Raw genomic sequence first — 23,680 nt, forward strand, 5'->3', positions numbered from 1 at the left:
GAGAAATACTGGCTATTTGTAGTTTAGGTGAACGCGGATGCTGTAACCCGGGACCTATGATAAACGCTTCTTTGAGCTAAGGCGTTTGCTTTCGCCCTAACTACAAATAGGTACAGAATATTTTATGTGGGGCTAAATTATGTCGCAATTGATTGATAGACGACAAAATGCGGGGAAAAAAAGTACGGTTAATCGCCAACGCTTCCTTCGCCGCTATAAAAATCAGATCAAACGGGCTGTCTCTGATGCCGTTGGCAAACGAAGTATTACCGAAATTGACCAAGGCGAACAAATTACCATTCCAGCCAAAGACATTTCTGAACCTAGGTTTCATCGAGGTCAAGGCGGACACATTGAACGTGTATTACCAGGTAATGATAATTTTATTACCGGCGATCGAATAAGAAGGCCCAGTGGCGGTTCTGGGAGTGGCGGCGATGGTTCTGAAGCCAGTGACAGCGGTGAAGGTGAGGATAATTTTGTTTTTGAATTATCTCGAGAAGAATTCTTGGACCTATATTTTGAAGATCTGGAATTGCCGGACTTAGTTAAAAAAGAATTGGCACGTATTAGCACCTTCAAAACTGTAAGGGCGGGAGTAACTACCAGCGGCATCCCGAACAATATTAATGTTCTTCGTTCGATGAAACAAGCAACTGGACGTCGAGTTGCTTTGGCCTCCCCTTATAAAAAGCAATTAAGAGAAGCGGAAGAAGAACTTGAACAACTACAAGCACAACCCGTTCCAGATGCTGAAGCATTAATAAGTTTAAAGAAGAGAGTTGAGTATCTAAGAAAGAAAATTCAAACAGTGCCATTTATCGATACCATTGATCTACGCTATAACTTTCGCGTTCGTGTACCATCACCTTCAACTCAAGCAGTCATGTTTTGTGTGATGGATGTATCCGGTTCAATGGATGAAGCCAAGAAAGATATTGCAAAACGCTTTTTTATCCTCCTCTATATGTTTCTTACCAAAAATTATGAAAAAATTGAACTTGTATTTATCCGACATCATACCTCAGCTAAGGAAGTGAATGAAGAAGAGTTCTTTTATTCTAGAGAAACGGGGGGGACTGTAGTTTCCAGCGCTTTGGAACTTCTGAGTTCCATTATCGATGCGCGATATCCTCCTGAAGCATGGAATATTTATGTAGCCCAAGCATCCGATGGGGATAACTGGAATGCCGATTCACCCTATTGTCAGGAGCTATTGCAAGATAAGATTATGCCCTTATTGCAATATTTTGCTTACATTGAAATCATGCCGCGCCATCATCAAAGTTTATGGGAAGTCTATCAACTGGTCAAAGAGCGCTATCCTAATTTTGCTATGGAGAATATTGATACGGTAGCAGACATCTACCCCGTATTTCATGAGCTATTTAAAAGGAAGACTGCATGAAAAAGAAGAAGCCATTATCAACTGGTGCAGAATGGACCTTTGAATTAATACAGGACTATGATCGTGAAATTGCACGAATAGCCAAAGATTTTAAGTTAGATACCTATCCCAATCAAATAGAAGTCATTACCGCAGAACAAATGATGGATGCTTATGCTTCCGTAGGCATGCCTATAGGCTATCATCATTGGTCCTTTGGAAAACATTTTGTCAGCGTGGAAAAAAGTTACAAACGAGGACAAATGGGTTTGGCTTATGAGTTGGTGATTAATTCAAATCCCTGTATTTCCTATCTCATGGAAGAAAATACCATGGCGATGCAGGCGTTGGTAATTGCTCATGCTTGTTATGGACATAACTCTTTTTTTAAAAACAATTATTTATTTAAAATGTGGACATCGGCTGATGCCATCATTGATTATTTAGTATTTGCAAGAAAATACATCAGTGAATGCGAACAACGTTATGGTATTAACGAAGTAGAATCAATCTTGGATGCATGCCATTCCTTGATGAACTACGGTGTGGATCGTTATAAACATCCCGCCCCTTTATCCATTCAAGAAGAAAAAATTCGCCAACAAAATCGCGAAATTTACATGCAATCTCAAGTTAACGAATTATGGCGAACCATACCTCAAGGTCGACAAGTCGCCGAACAAGCTCAGAAAAAACGATTTCCAGAAGAACCCCAAGAAAATATATTGTATTTTATTGAAAAAAATGCACCCTTATTAGAGCCCTGGCAAAGAGAAATCGTGCGTATTGTACGCAAGATGGCGCAATACTTTTATCCTCAAGGGCAAACCAAGGTGATGAACGAAGGATGGGCCTGCTTTTGGCACTATACTATTTTGCATGCATTGTACGATGAAGGTCTGGTTACCGATGAATTTATGTTGGAAATCTTACAAAGTCACACCAATGTCATCATGCAACCACCTTACAATAGCCCATATTACAGCGGCATTAATCCCTATACTTTGGGTTATCATATGATGCAAGACATCAAACGGATTTGTGAAAATCCTACTGAAGAAGATAAGGCATGGTTCCCTTATTTGGCCAATACTGACTGGTTAAGCAGTCTGGATAATGCGATGCGCCATTTCAAGGACGAAAGTTTTATTGCCCAATATTTATCACCTAAATTAATTCGCGATTTAAAATTATTTCATGTTGTTGACGATGATCGCAGTCCCGATCTGTATGTTAATGCAATTCATAATGAGCCAGGATATCAAAAAATAAGAGAAGCATTATCTAGACAATATAATTTAGGTTATTTGGAACCCGATATTCAAATTTACTCTGTTGACGTCCAAGGCGATCGCTCTATGACCTTAAGGTACACGCAACAAAATAGAATACCTTTAGGGAATACTACCGTGGATGTATTGAAACATCTCTATTCTTTGTGGAAATTCCCGATTGTTTTGCAAGCAATCAATCCTGAAAATGAGAGCACCGAAGAGTATCATTGTCCACCGTTGAATAGTGCATCAATTTAACGATGAAATCCTTCAATCTCAGGAAAATGAATTTTTTCTTTTTTGGGAGTCCGTAGTATATGAACACTTACACTTAAACGGTATGACTCTTCATCAGGATCTTCAAGGGGTTCTAGGTTGAGCTTCCAAGGATTTAGACAATGGCTTATGTTTATCTTGGATATAAACAATATCATTGATCAAACAATTCAAACAATTATGCGATGTAGCTCCATGTGCTCCCAGCTTAGCTAGTCTTAGCTGAACCTTTGCTGTTTCAAAATCGGGCGGTTCTTTATTCAACTCCGTTGTTACCAGATCTAAGGCATTATCTATAATTTTTTTATTTGCACTACCCATTCGAAACTTAGAAAACCATTGCCCCTTTATGTGGGCCGCATAAGCTTCCTTTATACCTATAACGGCTTCTTTTAGGGTATTCAAGTCTCTTTTATCTACACTGGTTCCGCCTACACTTAAATTTTTTACCGCCTCAGGAAGAACTGTCCTCATCGCCCTCAACGGATGGGCCGCTAACCTACCTTTTTCGGTACAAAAAGAAAAAGTATTTCCATAATATTGTTGAACGGGTGTCTGACTGACTACATCTCTATCCAATCTATAATTACAAAATTGACTAAAATGAGAAGGGTGTTTATCACTCAACCAACGACCATGAAGTGAATCGAGAGGCGCCGTATTAAAAGTTCGAACATGTAGGCTTCTTGATTCTCTTAAGTCTTGATCTTCGGCATAAGCTTTAGCTCCTACATATTGAGCTAAGTGTCCACCCAGAGAATGTCCTACTAATATTATTTCTCTATTTGGAAATTTCTTTTTGGTTTCTGCATAAAAATCAAAAGCCGCTGCCTGTAATTCTATTCCCACTGTACCAGTCAATATTAAATTCATATTAGAAAACATATCTCTAATTGAATCTGTTCCTCGGAAAGAAATGATGACTGGTGATTCATCATCGTTTGGTTCAAGACGAACGGCGGTTAAACCTCTAGAATGTTTTACATCAGCATTGGTTTTCGCGGTAATGCAGTATCCCGAACTATTAATATCAGTTTTTAATTGCGTTGTAGAAACATATCCCTGACGATGCTCTATTCGCAGAGAATTGTCCTTTCCCACAATGCGATAAGCAATATGTGCTGCACTGAGTAATAATCCAATGGTACATTTTGACATAACATCTTCCGAAATATATAAAAGGTATCGTTAGTGGGCAAAAAGACAACTAGATGTCTTTTATATAGTCTAACACATTGGTAACAAATTAATCAAAGCTCGCACAATTTATGAATCAATTTTAAGATGGATAACGAATATCTGAATCCCAGGTTAGGATACGTATTTACCTGGGATATACAATTTTTTATTTATTTTTATCTTCTTCGATAATTTCGGTGCTGGCGTACATTTTAATCGCACCCTCAATATATGGGTCTATATTAAACACAGCCCCAAAAGCTTTAGCCGCTACTTCATTCTTATTAAGATACCAATCACTTGTGTCATCAGCATAATATTGCACAACCATGGGTTTAAATAGTGCATAGGCAGTCCCATCATGTTGTCGTGTGCCAAGTCCTGCACCCACAAAATATTCATTCCCTTTGAGGGCTATATTAATCAGTTCCACAGCTTCATCTGGAGTACTGGGTGTATTTGCTTCGACAGGAATAGAATCAGAATAAACTTTGACCGTAACTGCTAATTTATCTCCATATTCATGCACACGGTTGATAAAAGAGGCTAATGCACGTGCTTTATCCTCATTACAAACTGTAACTTTAATTTCCATTTCAAGCCCATCACCAGCTAAATTACCTACGTGTACACAAGGATCTGCATTTAAGGTGGCACTTAACTGATTGTTTAATAAGTACCAAGGAGGGAGAAGCTTCCCCGCATTCACAACGAAGCTCATACTGCTTAAAAATATACCCAGAAAAAGCCCTACTTTATTTATTGCTCGATTCATCATTACATCTCACATCATTAAAGAAAAACAATCACCTCTATGAACTATATCTTACCCATATCTCAGAAACTCCATCCTTGACTCAGTGTCCCACCGGCCTACCACGAATGAGCCGTGGGAGGCAGGTGAACTAGTAAGCAATCTAGATTATTCTGATGCCATTTCAATAGCAAAAGCCAATGCCAACTTAGAGAAATTAGTCATATGTTCAAGACTTAATCTGTCCATGGTATCTTGAGAACTATGAATGTAGGGGTTGTGATCTTCAAAATTAGACTCACATGGGAATGCAGCTGGAATACCTACTTCATCCCAAGAAGCATGGTCACTGCAACCATAGCCACACTCTGAATAGGCAACGGGAACTTGAACATAATTGTTGATTAATTCGGCTACGAAATTACTTAAACTCTTATTGGTGTAATCAGTAAATACCCACATTGTTGGGTCTTCGGAATCCACTCGATATCCAGTCATATCAAACTGAATGGCCGCTTTTACGGGAATCGAATTATCCATAAAATGCTCAACTACATATTGAGAACCGACCAAACCTCGCTCTTCAGCTGCATACCAAATAATATAAATTGGGCGCTTAAAGGTTGTTTTAGAGGACAGCAAAACCCGAGCCATTTCCATAATTGATGAAGAACCACTACCATCATCTCCAGCCCCTGGCATACGGCCATCCAGTGTATCCATATGCGCGCCAATTACAACAGCTGGTGCATTAATGTCTTTACCAATCACGGTCACTAATGAAGGTTGCTTATAATAAGTGCCTGTTTTCACAAAAAATGTGGCTGTATCAGTGCGACCGTTGGCTTGGGCCATGTCTTCAAAAGTCTTTTTTAGCCAACGTGCAGCATCCACGCCTGTATCTTTGGTAGCGGAACGGTTATGAAACGAAGTAAGTTTTGTCAAAGTATTCCAAATATTAGCTGGAGTTACATCCTGTAATGCCGCATTGACTTCATCCTGGTGTTTAATTTCATAAACTGTACTTTGTGGCTGTAATTTTTTAATTGTTTTTTTCTGTAGAACTCGTTGCGCAGATTGTTTTTTTGCTTGCAGTAAAGAACCAATTATATGGTGGCTGACATTCACAAAACGGCCACAATTTGCTTCATCTGCCAAATGAGTCAGGGCATCTACATCAGCTGCAGCGATATCAATAATCTTAAATTGTTTATTTTCTGCTAAAACCTCATAAGGAGTAGCAATTTTTGCAGCAAGACATTGAGGCACTTGTAACTGCTCATGAACAGGGGCATTAGCTGCCAAAACATTCGCACTTGCAAGCGCTGAGCCCAGTGCAATATAGGTCATCCATTGATTCAAACGCATTTCTACTCCTAAGTTAAAATTAAATTTTAAATATATTTACAGCGTGAAAACTCACTTTACCTAAATTCGGCAGTTGAATCCACTGTTTAATTTAAGTTTTCTTCACTAAAAAAATAGCCACATGTCTTTTTTTTAAACTTATCGCTATTGATAATCATTTTCATTTGGGATAGAGTTGAACCCCAATCCATTAATTGAGCAAATAAATGGCAGTAACAAAAAAAAGATTCAAAAAAATTCCTCGTTACCTTGCTCTGGCTTCTCTTACTGTAGGCGCCAGTTTAATTCTTGGTTTTTTAAGTTTTGGAGGGATGTATGCCTTATATCCCGCTTTATCTCTGGCATTTGCTGCCTTTGGGCTCTCAGTTGCCTATGAAGGTGAAGTTTATTTACAAAACATAAAAGGATCATTCAAAAAACTTTTTAAAAGTAATTACCTGGAGAATCATTTAGCTAAAGAGTATTTGCTTGAACATTTTCCAGAAAATACCGATTCTAAAGAATGCCCTCAGTTTTTCAAAGATTATGAGACTCAACTCAAACTGCTGAGCGAGTTTAACCACAAACACCTCGATAAAGAGAGCAAAAAACACAAAAAACAAATCGAAAAAACTTTGTCGGACATGGAAAAATGGTTCGCATTACAATTATTTGCGACCAAGAAAAAGGAAACAGAGAAATTATCCGTTTATACAGAGCGACTAAGAGACTGGCTTAAACAACGGGGACAAAGTGAATGGCAAGAACGCCTAGAAAAACGCCAATCCACTTTTAATTTTGTTAAAGGCTTTAGTCTTCTTGCTGCAACGTTTATGGGACTTGGTAGCACCTACCTCATTGTTGAAGCCTTTAGCGTGATTCCTTTAATGGCCATGATTCCTTTTGCTTTTTGGCCAATCCTGGTTGTTCCTATGGCAGTAATTGCTGGGGCGGCTTATGGGATGTTGACTTATAACACGATTACCGATCTCATTAACAATGACACCATAAAAAAATGGTACACCAAACTAAGAGATGATCTGAGCGAAGGCTTAACAACCCGTAACCTCTTTATGGCTGCCCTAGCTATATTCTTAGTTAGTTTAGCCATTGCACTTACTGTTTGTACTGCAGGTACTTGGTGGACGGTGGCAACAAGTGCTCGCCCTTTATTTGAGTGGATGAAAAAAATTCCCAGTTTTGTTATGGGTGTAATTAACCCCTTTATCACGGGCTTATCCGCTATTTCTTTTAATGTACAAAACTCTTTTGAATCACTAGAAATGATGTATGAGGCATTGAAAGCCGATTCTGAAAATATAGTGAAGAGTACTTACAAATCACTTTCTTCTGGACTTACCCATATGTGGGAGACAGAAAATTGGCTGCAGATGCTTAACCCATTTCGTATTCTATTAAAATTAACAATTACCCCCTTACGCATTCTCCTTTTCTTTGGTCATTTAGTCAGCGTTGCGCTAACCTCAGATCGCATGCCTGGGGTTCCTCAAATAGTGGCTGCGCTAGTAGCAATTATTAGTGAAGGTTTTGAAGATGCCCACTATTTCGTTGGATCTAATTCTCATAAGAAGAAAACCCTGCTGGAGGAGCGCCTAGATTCTGAAGCGGAAAACGAACATGGGACTGACATTCCAACACTACTTCTTAAATTTCTAGCCTCTCCTATATATTTTCTTGCAGCCAGCTGGGATTACTTAGGAAGTAAAATGAACCCAGCTCCGATTGACTCAGAGCAGGATTCACAACCCAAGGCACTCAGTTTTTCTCAAGCATGGAATAAACAATTAGGAATTCCAGCGGAAAACGAACAGGATACCGACATTCCAACCAAATTTCTTAAATTTCTACCCTCCCCTGTATATTTTCTTGCAGCCAGCTGGGATTACTTAGCAAGCAAAATAAACCCCGCCCCGATTGAATTTGAGCAGGATTCACAACCCAAGGCATTAAGCTTTTCTCAAGCATGGAATAACCAATTAGGAACTCCAAAAGGGGTCCATATTTCACTGGAAAAAGATGCAAAACATCCTTCAAAAGAATGGAATATTGAACATACTGTGTCACTCATAGAAAAATATGAGCGCAAACACTTAGACACTGTGAGTATTAATCCTAAAGTAGCAGCGGATAAAAAAGAACAATTAAAACAATTAAAAAGTAAAATTCGTGCCACTCTTTCTGATAATTCTTCAGTAAACGATGTACTTAATCAGGCCAAAGATAATCCTATTTATGCTCAACCTCGACTATTTGCTTTACGAAAAGGTGGTAAAACTACAACCCAAGAGTTCATGGATGCATTACCGGAACGCATTAATGCAATGTAATAGTTGATTCATAATCCAATGATCCTCCGTGTATCGCCCTATCTTCTATAGATAGGGTGGCTCAACAGCTCTAATATTAGCTATTGGAACTATCGCGTTTCTATGCAAACATAGTCACCTGATATCGAGTTAGTTCGGTTTAACAATTAACCATAACGTTTTACCAATACCATGTTTGGAGTACTATTTTGAAAAAAATTCTGTATCATGCTATTGCTGTATTTTTCCTATTTGCTGGGGTCAGCTTTGCTGAACAACGGAGTGTTGCAATTACCATTGATGACTTACCTCTTATTAAAACACCCTATGAAACTTTTGAAAAAATGGTTAACAGCCTTGTAAAACATCAAGTTCCAGCAATAGGCTTTATGATTGGTAATCGGGTTAATGACGAAACTATAAAACAATTTCAGGTATTTAAACAAAATGGATTGGAATTAGGAAACCACAGTTACGCCCATTTGAAATTAAAACGGGTTTCTTATGACGATTACATTAACGATCTCATTAAGGCTGATAAAGTCCTTGCCCCATTTATGTCACAGCCAAAATATTTTCGTTACCCCTATCTTTCGGAAGGCAAATTTTGGAAAAAAAGTGTTATTCGCCACTATTTAAGTAAAAATGATTACACTATTGCTCCAGTGACCATTGATAGTAAGGATTTCGAATTTAATTCGAAATTAATAATGCTATTGAAACAGAATCCAAATGCCTCATTAACTGAGTTTAAACAACGCTATCTTGAATATGTCTGGCAACGCACATTATCGGCCGAAAAAAATACACCCGGAAAACAAATTTTACTCATCCATGCTAATTTGCTGAATGGTTATTTTTTAGATGATTTACTGCACATGTTTGAAGAACATGGCTACCACTTTATTTCACTTAGTGAAGCATTGAAATCGGCATAAAGATGTACGGCTGGGCTCACTGGTCAACTTAAGAGTGTTGCCAGGGTAAAGTGAAGCGAAACCTGGGCCCCTAGCACATCCCGAGTTACGGCTTACGCCTTCATACAGTTGACGAAACTAAAATTTTTGTCATTCCCTCACGGGAATGACTCCATATATTCAACAGCTCTTAGTTACTTTGTAGTAGCAGTTCTTTGGCATGGGAGCGAGTTTGCTCTGTTATTTTCAACCCCCCCAACATGCGTGCTATTTCATCAATTTTTTCGGTAGATTGCAGTAACGAAATATGGGTAAACGTCTCTTTATTATCACTTCGCTTTTCAACCATAAAATGGTTATGAGCGGCAGCAGCAACCTGAGGTTGGTGTGTCACACAAAATACTTGCAAACGCTCACCTAATTTACGCAGCATTTGCCCAACTAAAGCAGCGGTAGCCCCACCAATACCAACATCAACTTCATCGAATAATAAGGTAGGGGTAGTACCTTGTTGGGCAGTAATCATTTGGATGGATAAACTAATTCGCGAAAGCTCACCACCTGATGCCACTTTACTTAATGAATCCAGCTCCATCCCCGGGTTAGTACACACCTTGTATTCCACTTTATCCAGGCCATGGAGTTGCATTTTTTCTAAAGGAGATAGTTCAATTTCCACCCGGCCTTTAGGCATACCAAGCTGTTGGATACTGGCTGTGATTTCTTTCGCCAGTTTTTTTGCCTGTGCTTGCCGCACTTCTCTTAATTTAAATGCAGCTTTTTCATAGGTTGCAACTAATTGACAATGGTCTATTTTTAATTTTGCTAATCTGCTTTCGCCATCTTGCAGCTGATCTAATTCGTTTTGTAAGTTTCGAGCATGCTCATGGAGTTGACTGCTATCAATATGATATTTACGCGCGAGCTGATGTATGGAACTCATACGGGTTTCGATTTCATGTAATCGCTCTGGATCCAGGTAAATACGCTCCGCAAATTGTTGCATCTCATCAATCGCTTCCTCGCACTGAATTAGTGCCCCATTAATCAACTCCACAGTATTTCTGATTTGAGCTTGTTCTTGTGGTAATTGACTCAGGGAGTGCAAAATCTGATTTAAACTGGTACAAATGTTGGGTTCATCCTCAGAATTTAATAATCCATTAATTTGCTGACTTTTTTGCAAATAATCTTTTGCATGATGCAACATTTGATGTTCTTGATATAAAGTCTCAATTTCATTTTCTTGCAAATTCAACGCTGATAACTCATCAATTTGAAACTGTAGTAATGCAATTTTATCTACTTGTTGTTCCTGGCTTTGCAATGCCTCTATTTCTTGATGTATTTTGTGACATTGTTTGTAGAGTTGGGCTACTTCTTCAAGTAATGGATGATTTTTGCCATATTGATCCAACTGCTGACGATGTGTTCCATGGTGCATTAATGTTTGATGCTGATGTTGTCCGTGAATATGGACCAGCTTTTCACTGAGTTCTTTTACTTTTTGTAATGGAAATGGTTGGCCATTAATATAGGATTTGGAACGACCTTCGGCATAAATCACACGCCGCAAATATATTTCACCATCATCACAAGGAATATCGTGTTCAGCAAGCCATTGGGCAGGTTCCGAACCTGGCCCCACAAAAAATCCGGCGGTGATGTCGCATTTTTCCTGGCCAGGTCTAATAACCGAAGCATCTGCTCGATCACCTAAAGCAAGCATCAAAGCATCGATCATAATGGACTTACCTGCTCCTGTTTCACCAGTGAAGGCAGTCATCCCTTGAGTAAAATCCAACTCCAAGTGTTGTACAATTGCAAACTGTTCAATGCACAAAGTGGTGAGCATGTTCAATCCTATCCTTGATGTTTAGATTCCCAACCAAGTTTTGATCGTAATGTATCATAATAATGATAATCAAGAGGGTGTAGCAGACGTAATTGATGATCATTTTTTTGAATAGCAACTTTTTGTCCGGGTTTGACCATTCTTGATTCATGACCATCACAACTCACTCGCAAATCGGCCTCATTAAATTGGCTGATATGCAGTTCAATTTTAGCTTCGCCGTCAATAACCAATGGACGTGAACTCAAACTATGGGAAAACATAGGCACAAGCACGATGGCATTCAATTGTGGATGCATTATTGGACCACCCGCAGATAGCGCGTAGGCAGTAGAACCAGTCGGTGTCGATAGAATCATACCGTCGGAGCGATAATGACTCACCAATTGTTGATTGACATGTACTGAAAATTCAATGAGATGTGTTTCTTGACCACGACCTAATACTACGTCATTGAGTGCATCACCCTCAAAATAAGTATGATGTTCATCGTAAATTCGAGTATGTAAAAGAAAACGCTTTTCTTCTTCATAATCGCCTCGAAGAACTGCACCGAGCTGCTTTTCCAGTTCATGAGGCAAAATGTCGGTAAGGAATCCCAGGCGTCCGCGGTTGATTCCTATTACGGGTGTATCCACTTTAATCGCCATGCGGGCCGCTGACAGCAAACTTCCATCACCCCCGACAACAATGATCAAATCATTTTTTTTCCCCATATCTTCTCTGGGCAACACGGGAATTTTCACATCAAAGCCCGAAGCGGTATCAATGTCTTGATAAATTTGCACGTCTTGCTTTTCCAGAAACTCAATCAAACGGCCTAAACTTTCATTTACCCCTGGATTGGCTCGGTGCTGACGTGCATACAAAACGATCCGTTTAAATTTATTCTTCAATGTTTGCTGTTCTTGATGCTTTTTTTCGTTCATGTTCTTTCAATGATTTTTTTCTTATTCGAATCGAATCAGGAGTAACTTCCACTAATTCATCATCATCAATAAATTCCAATGCCTGCTCCAAAGTTAATTTGACTGCAGGAGTTAATATAATGTTTTCGTCGGAACCTGAAGCACGAATATTAGTTAATTGCTTTTCTTTAGTCACATTCACAACTAAATCATTATCACGGGCATGGATTCCAACAATCATCCCTTCATAACAAACTGTTTGCGGCTCAACAAATAACCTACCACGATCTTGCAGGTTGAACAAAGCAAAAGCACGAGCCATTCCTTGACAATTGGCAATCAAAACGCCATTTGCACGCTTCCCAATTCGTCCTTTAATGGCCGGACCATAATGATCGTAAACATGATACATTAAACCTGTACCGGAGGTAGAAGACAAGAATTCATTATGAAAACCAATAAGGCCTCGGGTAGGAATCATATAGTCAAGGCGTACTCTTCCTTTGCCATCAGGAACCATATTTTGTAGTTCACCACGACGCTCACCCAGCTTTTCCATAATCGAACCCTGGTGATTTTCTTCGACGTCCACAGTCAAATGCTCATAAGGCTCTTGTTGCTCACCATCGACTTCGCGAATAATCACTTCTGGTTTACTAATCGCTAATTCATAGCCTTCACGACGCATCGTCTCGATGAGAATGGATAAATGGAGTTCACCACGACCAGATACACGGAACTTATCAGGATCGTCACAATCCTCAACACGTAAAGCCACATTATGCAATAATTCTGTATCTAAACGCTCACGAATTTTTCGCGAGGTCACAAATTTTCCTTCCTGGCCTGCAAAAGGCGAATCATTCACTTGGAAGGTCATGCTAATTGTTGGCTCATCAACAGAAAGCACCGGTAATGCTTCGACCTGATTAGGATCACAAATCGTGTCAGAAATTTTAATGCCTTCAATACCTGTAATGGCAATAATATTGCCCGCACCGGCCTCTTCAACTTCAGTACGCTCAAGGCCTTTGAAACCTAATAATTGCAATAATCGACCAGCACGAATGTTGCCGTCTTTATCAATAATCTTCACTGCGGATTTTGCTTTAATTTGTCCTCGAGTAATACGACCTATGCCAATCGTACCGACATAAGATGAATAATCGAGAGAACTAATTTGCATTTGGAAAGGACCATTCGCATCCACTTTTGGTGCTTCAACTTCATCAATAATGGTTTGTAATAAAGCACTCATGTCGGTCGCTTCATCTTCCAAATTCAACTTAGCATAACCATTTAATGCAGAAGTATAAACTACAGGAAAATCCAATTGTGCATCTGTTGCACCCAAATTATCAAAAAGATCAAATACTTGATCCATAACCCAATGTGGTCTTGCTCCCGGACGGTCGATTTTATTAATCACTACAATAGGATTTAATCCACGGGCAAACGCTTTTTGAGTCACAAAACGTGTTTGTGGCATAGGTCCGTCAACTGCATCAACCAGCAACAACACACTATCAACCATCGATAAAATACGCTCAACTTCCCCACCAAAATCAGCATGTCCTGGGGTATCAACAATATTAATTTGATGCTCTTTCCAATATACACATGTATTTTTGGCAAGAATGGTAATGCCTCGTTCTTTTTCTAAAGCATTGGAATCCATTACGCGCTCAACTTTAGGCGCTCTCTCATTTAATGTACCTGTTTGTTGCAGTAATTTATCTACTAACGTGGTTTTACCATGGTCAACGTGGGCGATAATAGCAATGTTGCGAATCTGATCAATCATAAATAACCTTTGAAGGAAAAAGCAGAGTATTTGTTCATAGTTTTGACATTATACATCAATAAGCAGCTAAAACCTATCAGCTTCTTGTATTTTAGTATAGCAAACTCAAATTCCCCCCCCTATTAATTTGTAGCCGGGTGCCGAGTAGCGCAAGTAGGGAATACCTATTGCAACTCAATAACTTGCTTTATAACCTACCAATTTTTTTTTAGCTGCTAAAATAAAAGAGAGGGGTAAAAAATAGGGAGTAATTATGAAACAATTAATTTTACATCCCACTGACATTAGCCAATGGCATGCTTTGGTTAATGAGGCGCAAGCTGCGACACAGCTTATGCTCACTGAAAATACTGAAAGTTATTTGGTATTTTTATTAATGCGTTTTTCTCAAGGACCTAAACTCATCGAATCCATTGTTGCACTCGATTTTCTTGAATCCATAAATAGGCCCAAAACCCTGCAAATGGAATTACTACGCGATGTAGGGGATAAAAGCCTACTCTGTTGCGGTCTATTTCCCGGAATTGCAAAAAGGAGACACGTCAGTCTTGAGTATTTTTCGGAAATGGGACAAGCCGCCTATTTGACTATTGGTGAGTTAGAAGGGAAACACTCAACGGATCTATACACTCAACTCAGCGAGCAATTTATTAGATTACAACATGTACTGCAAGCCATGCGTGGGGAATGTGTGGAGCTCATTCAAGCGGATAAAGGAATGCTATCTTCAATAAAATTTACTTTACAATAATTGAATTCGTAGCCTAAGGCAGCCCGGGTTGTAGAGAATAATTCTACTTGGGGTACGACTTCACACCCAGGCCACCCATCATCATCCCTTATGAAATAACATCGCTACATCAATGGGATCAAACGTATATTTTTTATTGCAAAAATCACATCGAATCGCCACTTCACCTTCTTCTTGTAACAATGCTTTTGCATCGTCCTCACCTAAAACGGCCAATACCTGTTTCATTTTCTCCAGACTGCACCGACACTTGAATTGAGTTTTACGGCTATCAAATATCCTCAACTCCGTTTCATGATAAAGACGATAAAGTAATGTCTCATTATCCAATGTAAGTAATTCATGCTCACTCACTGTTTGGCCTAATTGCACTGCATATTCCCAGAATTGCTCTCTTTGTACGGTATCTTCACCCGGCATTAACTGCAGCAACATCCCAGCTGCGGCATTATCATTCACGGCCAACCAAACTCGTGTGGATACTTGCTCGGATTGAGCAAAATAACTCATTAAATTTTCGCTCATGGAGGTTGACTGAATGGGAACCATACTTTGATAGGAGCTTGTTTGATTGTATTGATTAATGGTGATTACCATCTGGCCTTCAAGGAAAGCTGTGGCATATTCCTTGGTTTCCAAATGCTCAATAAATTGGGCAAAAGCCCTCACATTAAACTCATGGTCACACTGAACCAATAATAAAGGAAGCCGCTTATCTCCCTGAAATTGTAGATTTAAACTGCCCTGAAACTTAATACTGGATGCTAACAGAAGACAAGAAACAATCGCTTCTCCTAACAAATTTTTAACCATGGGTGGATAATCCCGCTGGCTCATAATATTTTGGTACGTATTTTCAATATGAACAATTTCACCACGAATATTGGCATGTTCAAAAATAAAGCGTTGAAGCGTGTCGGATTCTTTCATAATGGGCTCAAATAAAATTACGGCAAACGAGGGTCAGCTATACAATATTCTAGATTGAATCACCCTCTTTATTTTTAATCATCGAAGCACAGCATACATACACGGTATGAGAGTGTGAGAGCACAAAAAATAAGGGATGCGCCAAAATAGGGAGTGAAACTGACCCTAAATAAAATCTCGTGACTGTGCAAAGTATATCATAATTTTTTTGTATTTTTTCCTGGAGAAAAAATGATTTTGAACTATGCTTTTAAAACCTCCCTCCGAAAATATTAAAGGATTAATCATGAGAGATAAAAATATTCTAGCCCCTTTATTTAAAACGATTGATAAAGTCGTTTTTGGTATCGAAGAACCTAAGGAACCAGAAACTAAACCTGAATTCATTGAAATTGATACTGAAGAAGAATTTGACGTCGAACGCTCTATAAATTAGTAGTTGATTCACAATGCCTAAGCGGGCAATAATCGCTCTTTTTTGAGCGAGTCCTTTTAAGATGTTGAATAGCCAACAAATGGCAGCGGTACGCTATATAGATGGACCTTTATTAGTTCTTGCTGGAGCTGGAAGCGGTAAAACACGAGTAATAACGCAAAAAATCGGCTATTTAATTAACACATGTGGCTACGCCGCCAATACAATATGTGCCGTAACTTTTACGAACAAAACAGCCAATGAAATGCGTGCTCGCGTTGCCGCCGTTCTGCCCGCAGCGAATCGTCGCGGTTTAAAAATAGCAACGTTCCATACTTTGGGATTAAGCATTCTCAAACGTGATTATGCCTTATGTGAACTGAAAAAAGGATTTTCTATTTTTGACAGCGAAGATTGTTTGCAAATCTTACGCAGTTTTTTACCCGCAAATAAAGCAACCGAACGAGAATTCATTTTCCAAATCCAACAGCAAATTTCGCGCTGGAAAAACGACCTTCTTACGCCAGACCAGGTTATCAAAAACAGTCCGGACACCCCTTTTTATGAAGAAGCCGCTCTATTGTACCCCCGTTATCAGCAGGCGCTTAAGGCATATAATGCCGTTGATTTTGACGATTTAATTCGTCTCCCTGTCAGTCTTCTTAATGAGCATTCTTCCGTATTAGATTTTTGGCAAAACAAAATCCGCCATTTACTGGTGGATGAATACCAAGACTCAAATACAAGCCAATACCTTTTGGTAAAAAAATTAACTGGAATCCAAGCCCGCTTTACGGTGGTAGGCGATGATGATCAATCAATTTACGCCTGGCGAGGTGCTAAACCTGAAAATTTGAAACAATTGCAGCATGATTATCCGCAATTAAAAATAATAAAGTTAGAACAAAATTACCGCTCGACCAATATTATTTTACACACGGCCAACCATCTTATCGCTAATAACCAACACCTATTTGAAAAAAAACTATGGAGTGAACTTGGTCATGGTGAACTCTTAAGAGTGATCCGTTGCAAAGATGAGAATGACGAAGCAGAACAGGTAGTTGCTGATTTAATAAGCCACAAACTACGAACCAGAACGGAATATGGAGATTATGCAATTTTATATCGTGGCAATCATCAGTCACGTGTATTTGAAAAAGTACTCCGCCATTATAGTATTCCTTATACTATTAGTGGAGGACAATCATGGTTCGCCAAAGCAGAAGTTAAAGACGTGTTTGCCTACCTAAAACTTTTGTGCAATGAAGCTGATGACGCTGCTTTTTTAAGAGTAATTAACACCCCAAAGCGTGGCATTGGCGAAACCAGTCTTGATTCACTGGGGCACTATGCACAAAGCCGAGGGATTAGTCTTTATGCCTCCGCAGACCATCTTGCGCTTAGTGAACATGTTGCAGAAAAGCCTCGAGCGGCATTACAAGTTTTTAAATCATGGATTGAAGAAACAAAAAAACGATTAACCATGGGCTCGATTATAGAGCACTTAAAACAGATGGTAGAAGACAGCGGTTATGAAGCCCATATCTATGAACAATGTGATACTCCTGCAAAAGCACAAAAAAAGATGGACAATGTCTGGGAACTAATAGAGTGGGTCGGGCGTTTATTAGCAAAAAAACCCGAGCAAACATTAGCCGAGGCGATTAATAAATTAATTTTGATCGATATTCTTGAACAAGCAGATGAGCAGGATAACGAAACCTTGCAGCTAATGACCTTACACGCATCCAAGGGCTTGGAATTTCCTTACGTTTATCTGGTCGGCATGGAAGAAGAATTATTGCCGCATCGGGTAAGTATTGATGAAGACCAAATTGAAGAAGAAAGACGCTTAGCATATGTAGGCATTACCCGTGCCCAAAAGGGATTATGTTTTACCTTAGCCAAACAAAGACGTCGTGCGGGCGAATTACAAGATTGCTTACCCAGCCGCTTCCTGGAGGAACTACCCCCAGAACATTTGGAATGGTTTGGTAAAAATGTGGAACGTTCTGAAGAACAATCAAAAAATTTGGCCAAATCTCATTTAGCCGGATTAAAAAATTTGTTAGGTGAGTCCTGATTTGTATTTATAGAATCAGTGACGAGTAACCTAGAATAGTTATCCTTGAAATTTGATCTTCTTGTCCGCAAGATCTAGGAATGAACTAAATCACTTGATCCCGCGGACAAGCCGCGGGACGTTGGAAGAAAGTTAAGAAACCTTAATTTAAAAATGCTGCGGCGCCCACTCCAACGCTACCATTGACTCATCCCTATTTGCTATACTGAACTTATGAAAAAAAATATCATCTTGTTCATTATTTCGTTTGCTATGTTTATGGAAGCGGTTGATACCACCATTATTAACACCGCAATTCCAGTGATGGCGCAGAGTTTAAATGTCAATCCCATTGACTTGAAATTAGCACTAATCAGTTACCTTTTGAGCTTAGCAATCTTTATTCCGATTAGTGGTTGGATTGCCGATAAATTTGGTATGAAAACTGTTTTTATCGCAGCCATCGCTGTATTCACTTTAAGTTCAATTTGGTGCGGGTTTACTAATAACTTAGGACAATTAATCTGTGCACGAATCCTTCAAGGCTTGGGGGGTTCTCTCACCATCCCTATTGGCCGACTCATTATTTTACGAACTTGTGAACGACATGAATTAATCGCCAAAATGAGTATCGTGGTGATGGTTGCCTCATTGGGCATGATGCTTGGACCATTGTTAGGCGGAATTATTACTTATCGCTTTTCTTGGCGTTGGATTTTTTGGGTTAATATTCCTTTCGGAGTACTTGCTGTAATTTTATCAAGCAAATTATTACCCTCTATGCCCCCTCGCCCAGTTCCTCCACTTGATAAACTAGGCTTTATTCTTTTTGGCAGTGGATTAGCTACCTTAACCTTTGGTTTATCCATGGTTAGTGAGTCAACTGCTTCAACCGTAGAAATCTTTACTGCCTTCATGATTTCATTTCTTTTATTGGGTGGATATACCAAACACTCCTATAAAAGAAAGCACCCTATCGTTAAAGTAGAGCTCTTACGTACCCGTACATTTTGTATTTCGGTTGTGGGCAATATATTAGCTCGCCTGGGTTTTGGCGGCGTCCCCTTTTTATTGCCTTTGCTGTTACAAATTGGACTCGGCTATTCGCCCCGCCTATCTGGCCTGCTGCTCGCGCCGATCGCTTTGGGCGTTTTATTAGTAAAACCTTTATCCTTTTCTATACTACGGTGGTTTGGTTATAAAAATTTATTAATTTTAAATACCATCCTTGTGAGTCTTTCTCTTTGGTCTTTTTTCTCCATCAATCAACATTCATCCACATACAGCATCGCATTTTTAACTTTTCTATATGGATTTCTTATTGCACTACAGTATACGGGCATGAATTCTTTGGCCTATGCCAACATTACTGAAAACAATATGAGTGCCGCAACCAGTATTATGAGCACCATTCAACAATTAGCCCAAAGTTTCGGTGTTGCCATATCAGCAATCTTACTTGGTATTTTTACCTCTATGTATTCTGTAGATAATGCGCTATCCGTTGAGATATTCCATGATACGTTTCTTATGCTAGGAGCTCTTACTTTTTGTTCAGGAATTATTTTTACTTTTCTAAAAAAAGAAGATGGTCTTGAGCTCATTGAAATCCCTGGACAATGAGTCCTTCTAATTACTTTAATAAGTTCTGCAAATCCACTGACTCACAACAAAAGGCTAAAAGATTCCAAAGTATTAGAATTTTTAGTCAAAATGCTCTATGATGTGGTAGCATTATTTGCTGTTTTTGCATTAAATGTAAAAAAATTTAAAAATATTTAATAAAAAAACAGCACAATTAATAAAATAATGCTACAATGTCCTGGTAACAATTTAGGAAATTAACATGTCAGAAAAAATTCGCGGTACAGTAAAGTGGTTTAATGAGTCCAAAGGTTTCGGTTTTTTAGAAAGTGGCGGTAAAGATTATTTTGTGCATTTCAGTGCAATTCTAGGCACCGGGTTTAAAACTCTTGCTGAAGGTGCAACAGTAATGTTCAAGCCAAGCAACGGACAAAAAGGTCCTCAAGCTGAAGAAGTTGAAGTAGTCTAATTCATTTACTGAAACTCCCTATTCACTTAAATATGAGAATATTTTAGAGGATAGGGAGTTTTTTATTTAAAATTTACCCCATTAAGTCAAACTCCCCCGATAATCAATATCTTTGCCCAATATTTTTTGCTGGTTTTTCACTCACTATGATACACTCTCGCAAAAATTGTGTGATTTATTATGTCCTTATATTCTCAACTTTGTACCCTGATTGATGCACAAGAACCCAATCAATTAGTGGAGTTTTTATCTGAAAATCCTCACCTCGACTTAAACCATATAACCCCAACAGGTTGTTCTGCTTTATGGTTTGCAATGTACCCTAAAGAAAATAAACAACCATCTGAAGAAATCATTAGACTTCTTATTGAAAGCAAACGCGTTGATACAAGTCAAATGCTGTATGCTCAAACTATTCGCCATGTAGCCAAAGGTTCAATTCTTGAAACAATTGAAAACTTAGGAAATCCCTGGCAAGCATCCGAACAGCCATTAGAAAGTAATGCCGAACCCGTAAGCAACGTCATGAAAGAATACCAGACATTTAGTGCCCAGGTTCTAAAAAATTTGATGCAAGAGAATATCGTTTTATTTAATAAATATCTTTATTTTTATCAACTTAAAGGAACACCTTTAGGAGAGGAAGAGACAGCCCCTGTCGATGAAAAATTGAAGGAATGGGTAACCGAACAACATGAGATTTTTAAAAAAAGTTACCCTTTTAATGATAATCTGCCCTTTGGTCCTGAGAAAGGTTTAAGTGATGCATTATTTCCCTCACTTAAAGCATTAAGTGCTCTGGCGAAATCGTTACAAAAAGGTGCAATATCCTACTATAGTTGTTTGTTACAATATGAAAAACAACCCTATATCGATCTCTTTCATTATCAATCAATCGATGATTTGATCGAAATCATCTGCAATCAATTAAAAAATAAACTCGCCACAAAGCAATACTTGGCAGTATTACAAGACTATCCGTTGATTTATGAGTATATAGAACCGTTTTTAGAAACAGAAAGAAAGGATTTTTTAATAAAACTTTGGGCCGAAACGCTCACTCTTGTAAAAGAAATTCAAGAAATTAATAGTGAGTATGCTTTTCTAAATATTTTGGGAGCCGAATTTTTGGCCCTATGCCCAACCTTGCAGCAATGGTTCATGCATCTTAATAGAGAAGAACGGTATCAATTCCTTAATGATTATGTGCTTAAAATTGGAAGACTGCAGAAAAAAGAACTCATTAATTTTGCATGTTATTGGAGCATCGCAAATCAACATCTTACGCATTTTGATTTGCAGTTACCGATTCAATTGCACCATCTGGATTTGCGTGGACTTGATCTCTCAACTCTTGATTTAACTCATATTGAATTAAGTCATTGTGATTTACGTATAACTAATATCGCTGACAATCCTACGCTCAAAGAGTCTCATCTTGCCAACAGCAATCTGATAGAAGATGAACTTTGGGTGTATGCGTGCTTGCAGCAAAAAATGCCCCTTATTCATTATTTTTTAAACAAAAATCATAACGACGCCTTTCTTACCACCCCCCTTGGCGATTCAAGATCTCCACTATTAATTCGCTTAGCCGCGGCGGGGTGTACTGAAAGTATAAAAGCAATTTTAGCGAAAAATAACTCGCTTGCCGTATTAAATGCTGAAAACGAGGAGCATGAAACCGCCTTGATGGCAGCTGTTCGTGAACACCAAGCTTCAGCGGTAGCAGCCCTACTTGCAGTCGACCACAATCCTGAAACAATTAAACCAAACCTATGTCCTGCATTTGATTATGCACTACAACTTGGTAATCAAGACGTGATTCGTGAATTTTATCGAATCAACATGATTTATCCGAATTCATACAGCCAACTCTATCAGGCTGAAGATGACGACCTAAGCAATGCAAAACGCTTACTGCTTGACTATACTAAGAACGACCATTTACTTTTACGCTGGTTGCATGGGCATTTTATGCGAAATCATGTAGCCAAGGTGACTGCAATAATAAAAAAAATCAGTGATAATGAAATTACCAATATCAATGAGTTATTAAATGAGTTAAAAACCATCGAACTGGTCCGACACGATGGATCATTGGCCCGCAGAATTATGTTTATTGAAGAAAGTAACAAGCTCATTCCTGAAGAATCTTCTTGTTTAATAAGAAGTTGGGGTTGTTTTTGATAATCAATCAGGTATAGCCTAAGTAAGGCTGAACATACAAGGAGTCGTAAATATGAGTAAAAAAATCGCAGTTATTGTAGGAAGCTTGCGCAAAGAATCCTACAATAGAAAAATGGCAAAAGTACTTATTTCTCTGGCACCTAAATCTCTAAACCTTCAAATTGTTGAAATTGGTGATTTGCCCCTATATAACCAAGATCTAGATGACGAAAACAGACCGCCCGTAGCTTGGGTCCAATTTCGTGAACAAATGAAAACCTACCAAGGTGTGCTCTTTGTTACCCCAGAATACAACCGCTCTGTTCCTGGAGTGCTTAAAAATGCAATTGATGTGGGTTCTCGACCCTACGGTAAAAGCATTTGGAGCAAACTCCCTGGCGCAGTGATAAGTGTTTCTCCAGGTGCGATTGGAGGATTTGGCGCCAACAATCATTTAAGACAATCATTTGTCTTTTTAGACATTCCAACCCTTCAGCAGCCTGAAACCTATATAGGAATGGCTGGAGATTTGTTTGATGCGCAAGGAAATATTACCAAGGAAGACACTCAAAAGTTTTTGCACAAATTTATGGAAGCTTATGCCAATTGGGTTGAACTCAATACCAAAGGTTAATACACAAGAAATTGTAGTCCTGGTTAAAACACGAAATTTTGGCAGCGAGTTATCCCTGCCAACGTGTTATTCCTACATCAATATTAAACAGATCAAGTATTCGACCTACGCTGTAATTAATAATGTCATCAATTGTTTCTGGTTTGGTATAGAACGCAGGCGTTGCTGGACACATAATCGCGCCCTGTTGGGTCAAAGAGACCATATTTTGTAAATGCCCCAAATGTAATGGTGATTCACGAGGCATGAGTACTAATCTTCTACGTTCTTTTAAAGTCACATCTGCTGCCCGACCAATAAGATTATCACTCGTTCCATGCGCAATTTCTGCCAAAGTTTTCATCGAACAAGGAGCAATGATCATTCCCATGGTCTGAAAAGAACCACTGGCAATACTTGCACCGACATCATTCCACGAATGATAAACATCAGCTAATGCCTTTACCTCGGTAAGTGACAAGTTGCTTTCATATTTACGCGTCAGTTGGGCTGATTTACTCACGATCAAATGAGTTTCAATTGATGTAGGGCGTAATAGTTCTAAAAGGCGTATTCCATAAATCATGCCTGAGGCACCAGTAATTCCAATAATTATTCGCGGTGTGCTCATAAATAGTTCCTCGTAATTGAATCCT

18 protein-coding genes and 1 pseudogene are annotated in these 23,680 nt (G+C 38.9%); 11 read left to right on the top strand and 8 right to left on the bottom strand.

The window, feature by feature from the left end; translation table 11 throughout:
* The first annotated feature begins 139 nt into the window (after window positions 1-139).
* Entirely contained in the window at window positions 140-1,408 is a 1,269-nt protein-coding gene (locus tag ACWTEW_RS08910; RefSeq protein WP_454781331.1) for a YeaH/YhbH family protein, read from the top strand.
* Window positions 1,405-2,919 carry a SpoVR family protein gene (locus ACWTEW_RS08915; RefSeq protein WP_454781332.1) on the top strand — a complete coding sequence of 505 codons (1,515 nt, stop codon included), beginning with the start codon at window positions 1,405-1,407 and terminating at the stop codon, window positions 2,917-2,919. The genes ACWTEW_RS08910 and ACWTEW_RS08915 overlap by 4 nt, the downstream gene beginning before the upstream one ends.
* Window positions 2,920-3,021: 102 nt before the next feature.
* Here ACWTEW_RS08915 and ACWTEW_RS08920 read toward each other — a convergent pair whose 3' ends face one another.
* The 3 genes from ACWTEW_RS08920 to lapA all read right to left on the bottom strand — a co-directional run bounded on the left by ACWTEW_RS08920 (window position 3,022) and on the right by lapA (window position 6,238).
* Window positions 3,022-4,095 (bottom strand): lipase family protein, encoded by a 1,074-nt coding sequence (locus ACWTEW_RS08920; RefSeq protein ID WP_454781333.1) that lies wholly within the window; start codon window positions 4,093-4,095, stop codon window positions 3,022-3,024.
* A gap of 187 nt (window positions 4,096-4,282) precedes the next feature.
* A complete protein-coding gene (locus ACWTEW_RS08925; protein WP_454781334.1) occupies window positions 4,283-4,894 on the bottom strand; it encodes a group-specific protein in 612 nt (203 codons plus the stop codon).
* A 144-nt stretch (window positions 4,895-5,038) separates the two neighbouring features.
* Window positions 5,039-6,238: an aminopeptidase LapA gene (lapA, locus tag ACWTEW_RS08930; protein WP_454781335.1), complete on the bottom strand. Its 1,200-nt coding sequence runs from the start codon at window positions 6,236-6,238 to the stop codon at window positions 5,039-5,041.
* 206 nt (window positions 6,239-6,444) lie between these two features.
* Between lapA and ACWTEW_RS08935 the strand changes: the two are divergent.
* Window positions 6,445-8,070, top strand: a pseudogene (locus tag ACWTEW_RS08935) (hypothetical protein); the annotation flags it as partial.
* A 683-nt stretch (window positions 8,071-8,753) separates the two neighbouring features.
* Entirely contained in the window at window positions 8,754-9,482 is a 729-nt protein-coding gene (locus ACWTEW_RS08940) for a polysaccharide deacetylase family protein (RefSeq protein ID WP_454781336.1), read from the top strand.
* Between the two features lie 169 nt (window positions 9,483-9,651).
* Here the strand turns inward: ACWTEW_RS08940 and recN are convergent, their stop codons facing one another.
* From recN to typA, 3 genes are read right to left on the bottom strand one after another with little or no spacing between them, the layout of a single operon-like run.
* A complete protein-coding gene (gene recN, locus ACWTEW_RS08945) occupies window positions 9,652-11,316 on the bottom strand; it encodes a DNA repair protein RecN (RefSeq protein WP_454781337.1) in 1,665 nt (554 codons plus the stop codon).
* Between the two features lie 8 nt (window positions 11,317-11,324).
* On the bottom strand, window positions 11,325-12,212 hold the full coding sequence (locus ACWTEW_RS08950; protein ID WP_454781703.1) for an NAD(+) kinase: 888 nt from the start codon (window positions 12,210-12,212) through the stop codon (window positions 11,325-11,327).
* Window positions 12,202-14,028 carry a translational GTPase TypA gene (typA, locus tag ACWTEW_RS08955; protein ID WP_454781338.1) on the bottom strand — a complete coding sequence of 609 codons (1,827 nt, stop codon included), beginning with the start codon at window positions 14,026-14,028 and terminating at the stop codon, window positions 12,202-12,204. Before typA ends, ACWTEW_RS08950 begins: the two co-directional genes overlap by 11 nt.
* Before the next feature lie 253 nt (window positions 14,029-14,281).
* Between typA and ACWTEW_RS08960 the strand changes: the two genes are divergently transcribed.
* Entirely contained in the window at window positions 14,282-14,779 is a 498-nt protein-coding gene (locus tag ACWTEW_RS08960) for a hypothetical protein (RefSeq protein WP_454781339.1), read from the top strand.
* Between the two features lie 81 nt (window positions 14,780-14,860).
* On the opposite strand, the gene hslO is transcribed toward ACWTEW_RS08960, so the two are convergent.
* Entirely contained in the window at window positions 14,861-15,709 is an 849-nt protein-coding gene (hslO, locus tag ACWTEW_RS08965; RefSeq protein ID WP_454781340.1) for an Hsp33 family molecular chaperone HslO, read from the bottom strand.
* Window positions 15,710-15,995: 286 nt separating this feature from the next.
* On the opposite strand from hslO, the gene ACWTEW_RS08970 reads away from it, so the two are divergent.
* The 6 genes from ACWTEW_RS08970 (at window position 15,996) to ACWTEW_RS08995 (ending at window position 23,045) form a co-directional block, all read left to right on the top strand.
* A complete protein-coding gene (locus ACWTEW_RS08970; protein ID WP_454781341.1) occupies window positions 15,996-16,145 on the top strand; it encodes a hypothetical protein in 150 nt (49 codons plus the stop codon).
* A 61-nt stretch (window positions 16,146-16,206) separates the two neighbouring features.
* Complete coding sequence (locus tag ACWTEW_RS08975) at window positions 16,207-18,210, top strand: UvrD-helicase domain-containing protein (RefSeq protein WP_454781342.1); 2,004 nt, start codon at window positions 16,207-16,209, stop codon at window positions 18,208-18,210.
* A gap of 213 nt (window positions 18,211-18,423) precedes the next feature.
* Window positions 18,424-19,812, top strand: coding sequence for a DHA2 family efflux MFS transporter permease subunit (locus ACWTEW_RS08980; RefSeq protein WP_454781343.1), 1,389 nt, complete (start codon window positions 18,424-18,426; stop codon window positions 19,810-19,812).
* Between the two features lie 223 nt (window positions 19,813-20,035).
* Window positions 20,036-20,242 carry a cold-shock protein gene (locus tag ACWTEW_RS08985; protein ID WP_131778180.1) on the top strand — a complete coding sequence of 69 codons (207 nt, stop codon included), beginning with the start codon at window positions 20,036-20,038 and terminating at the stop codon, window positions 20,240-20,242.
* A 180-nt stretch (window positions 20,243-20,422) separates the two neighbouring features.
* Complete coding sequence (locus ACWTEW_RS08990) at window positions 20,423-22,432, top strand: DUF5617 domain-containing protein (RefSeq protein ID WP_454781344.1); 2,010 nt, start codon at window positions 20,423-20,425, stop codon at window positions 22,430-22,432.
* A gap of 52 nt (window positions 22,433-22,484) precedes the next feature.
* Complete coding sequence (locus ACWTEW_RS08995; protein ID WP_454781345.1) at window positions 22,485-23,045, top strand: NADPH-dependent FMN reductase; 561 nt, start codon at window positions 22,485-22,487, stop codon at window positions 23,043-23,045.
* Between the two features lie 49 nt (window positions 23,046-23,094).
* Here the strand turns inward: ACWTEW_RS08995 and ACWTEW_RS09000 are convergent, their stop codons facing one another.
* On the bottom strand, window positions 23,095-23,655 hold the full coding sequence (locus ACWTEW_RS09000) for a UbiX family flavin prenyltransferase (RefSeq protein ID WP_454781346.1): 561 nt from the start codon (window positions 23,653-23,655) through the stop codon (window positions 23,095-23,097).
* Between the last annotated feature and the right edge of the window lie 25 nt (window positions 23,656-23,680).

The sequence above is a fragment of the Legionella stuttgartensis genome (assembly GCF_977063405.2).

Excerpts from the sequence above, each read along its gene's own strand:
- ACWTEW_RS08910 (WP_454781331.1), top strand. The coding sequence starts at position 140 with ATGTCGCAATTGATTGATAGACGACAAAATGCGGGGAAAAAAAGTACG.
- ACWTEW_RS08915 (WP_454781332.1), top strand. The coding sequence starts at position 1,405 with ATGAAAAAGAAGAAGCCATTATCAACTGGTGCAGAATGGACCTTTGAA.
- ACWTEW_RS08920 (WP_454781333.1), bottom strand. The coding sequence starts at position 4,095 with ATGTCAAAATGTACCATTGGATTATTACTCAGTGCAGCACATATTGCT.
- ACWTEW_RS08925 (WP_454781334.1), bottom strand. The coding sequence starts at position 4,894 with ATGATGAATCGAGCAATAAATAAAGTAGGGCTTTTTCTGGGTATATTT.
- lapA (WP_454781335.1), bottom strand. The coding sequence starts at position 6,238 with ATGCGTTTGAATCAATGGATGACCTATATTGCACTGGGCTCAGCGCTT.
- recN (WP_454781337.1), bottom strand. The coding sequence starts at position 11,316 with ATGCTCACCACTTTGTGCATTGAACAGTTTGCAATTGTACAACACTTG.
- typA (WP_454781338.1), bottom strand. The coding sequence starts at position 14,028 with ATGATTGATCAGATTCGCAACATTGCTATTATCGCCCACGTTGACCAT.
- ACWTEW_RS08960 (WP_454781339.1), top strand. The coding sequence starts at position 14,282 with ATGAAACAATTAATTTTACATCCCACTGACATTAGCCAATGGCATGCT.
- hslO (WP_454781340.1), bottom strand. The coding sequence starts at position 15,709 with ATGAAAGAATCCGACACGCTTCAACGCTTTATTTTTGAACATGCCAAT.
- ACWTEW_RS08970 (WP_454781341.1), top strand. The coding sequence starts at position 15,996 with ATGAGAGATAAAAATATTCTAGCCCCTTTATTTAAAACGATTGATAAA.
- ACWTEW_RS08975 (WP_454781342.1), top strand. The coding sequence starts at position 16,207 with ATGTTGAATAGCCAACAAATGGCAGCGGTACGCTATATAGATGGACCT.
- ACWTEW_RS08980 (WP_454781343.1), top strand. The coding sequence starts at position 18,424 with ATGAAAAAAAATATCATCTTGTTCATTATTTCGTTTGCTATGTTTATG.
- ACWTEW_RS08985 (WP_131778180.1), top strand. The coding sequence starts at position 20,036 with ATGTCAGAAAAAATTCGCGGTACAGTAAAGTGGTTTAATGAGTCCAAA.
- ACWTEW_RS08990 (WP_454781344.1), top strand. The coding sequence starts at position 20,423 with ATGTCCTTATATTCTCAACTTTGTACCCTGATTGATGCACAAGAACCC.
- ACWTEW_RS08995 (WP_454781345.1), top strand. The coding sequence starts at position 22,485 with ATGAGTAAAAAAATCGCAGTTATTGTAGGAAGCTTGCGCAAAGAATCC.
- ACWTEW_RS09000 (WP_454781346.1), bottom strand. The coding sequence starts at position 23,655 with ATGAGCACACCGCGAATAATTATTGGAATTACTGGTGCCTCAGGCATG.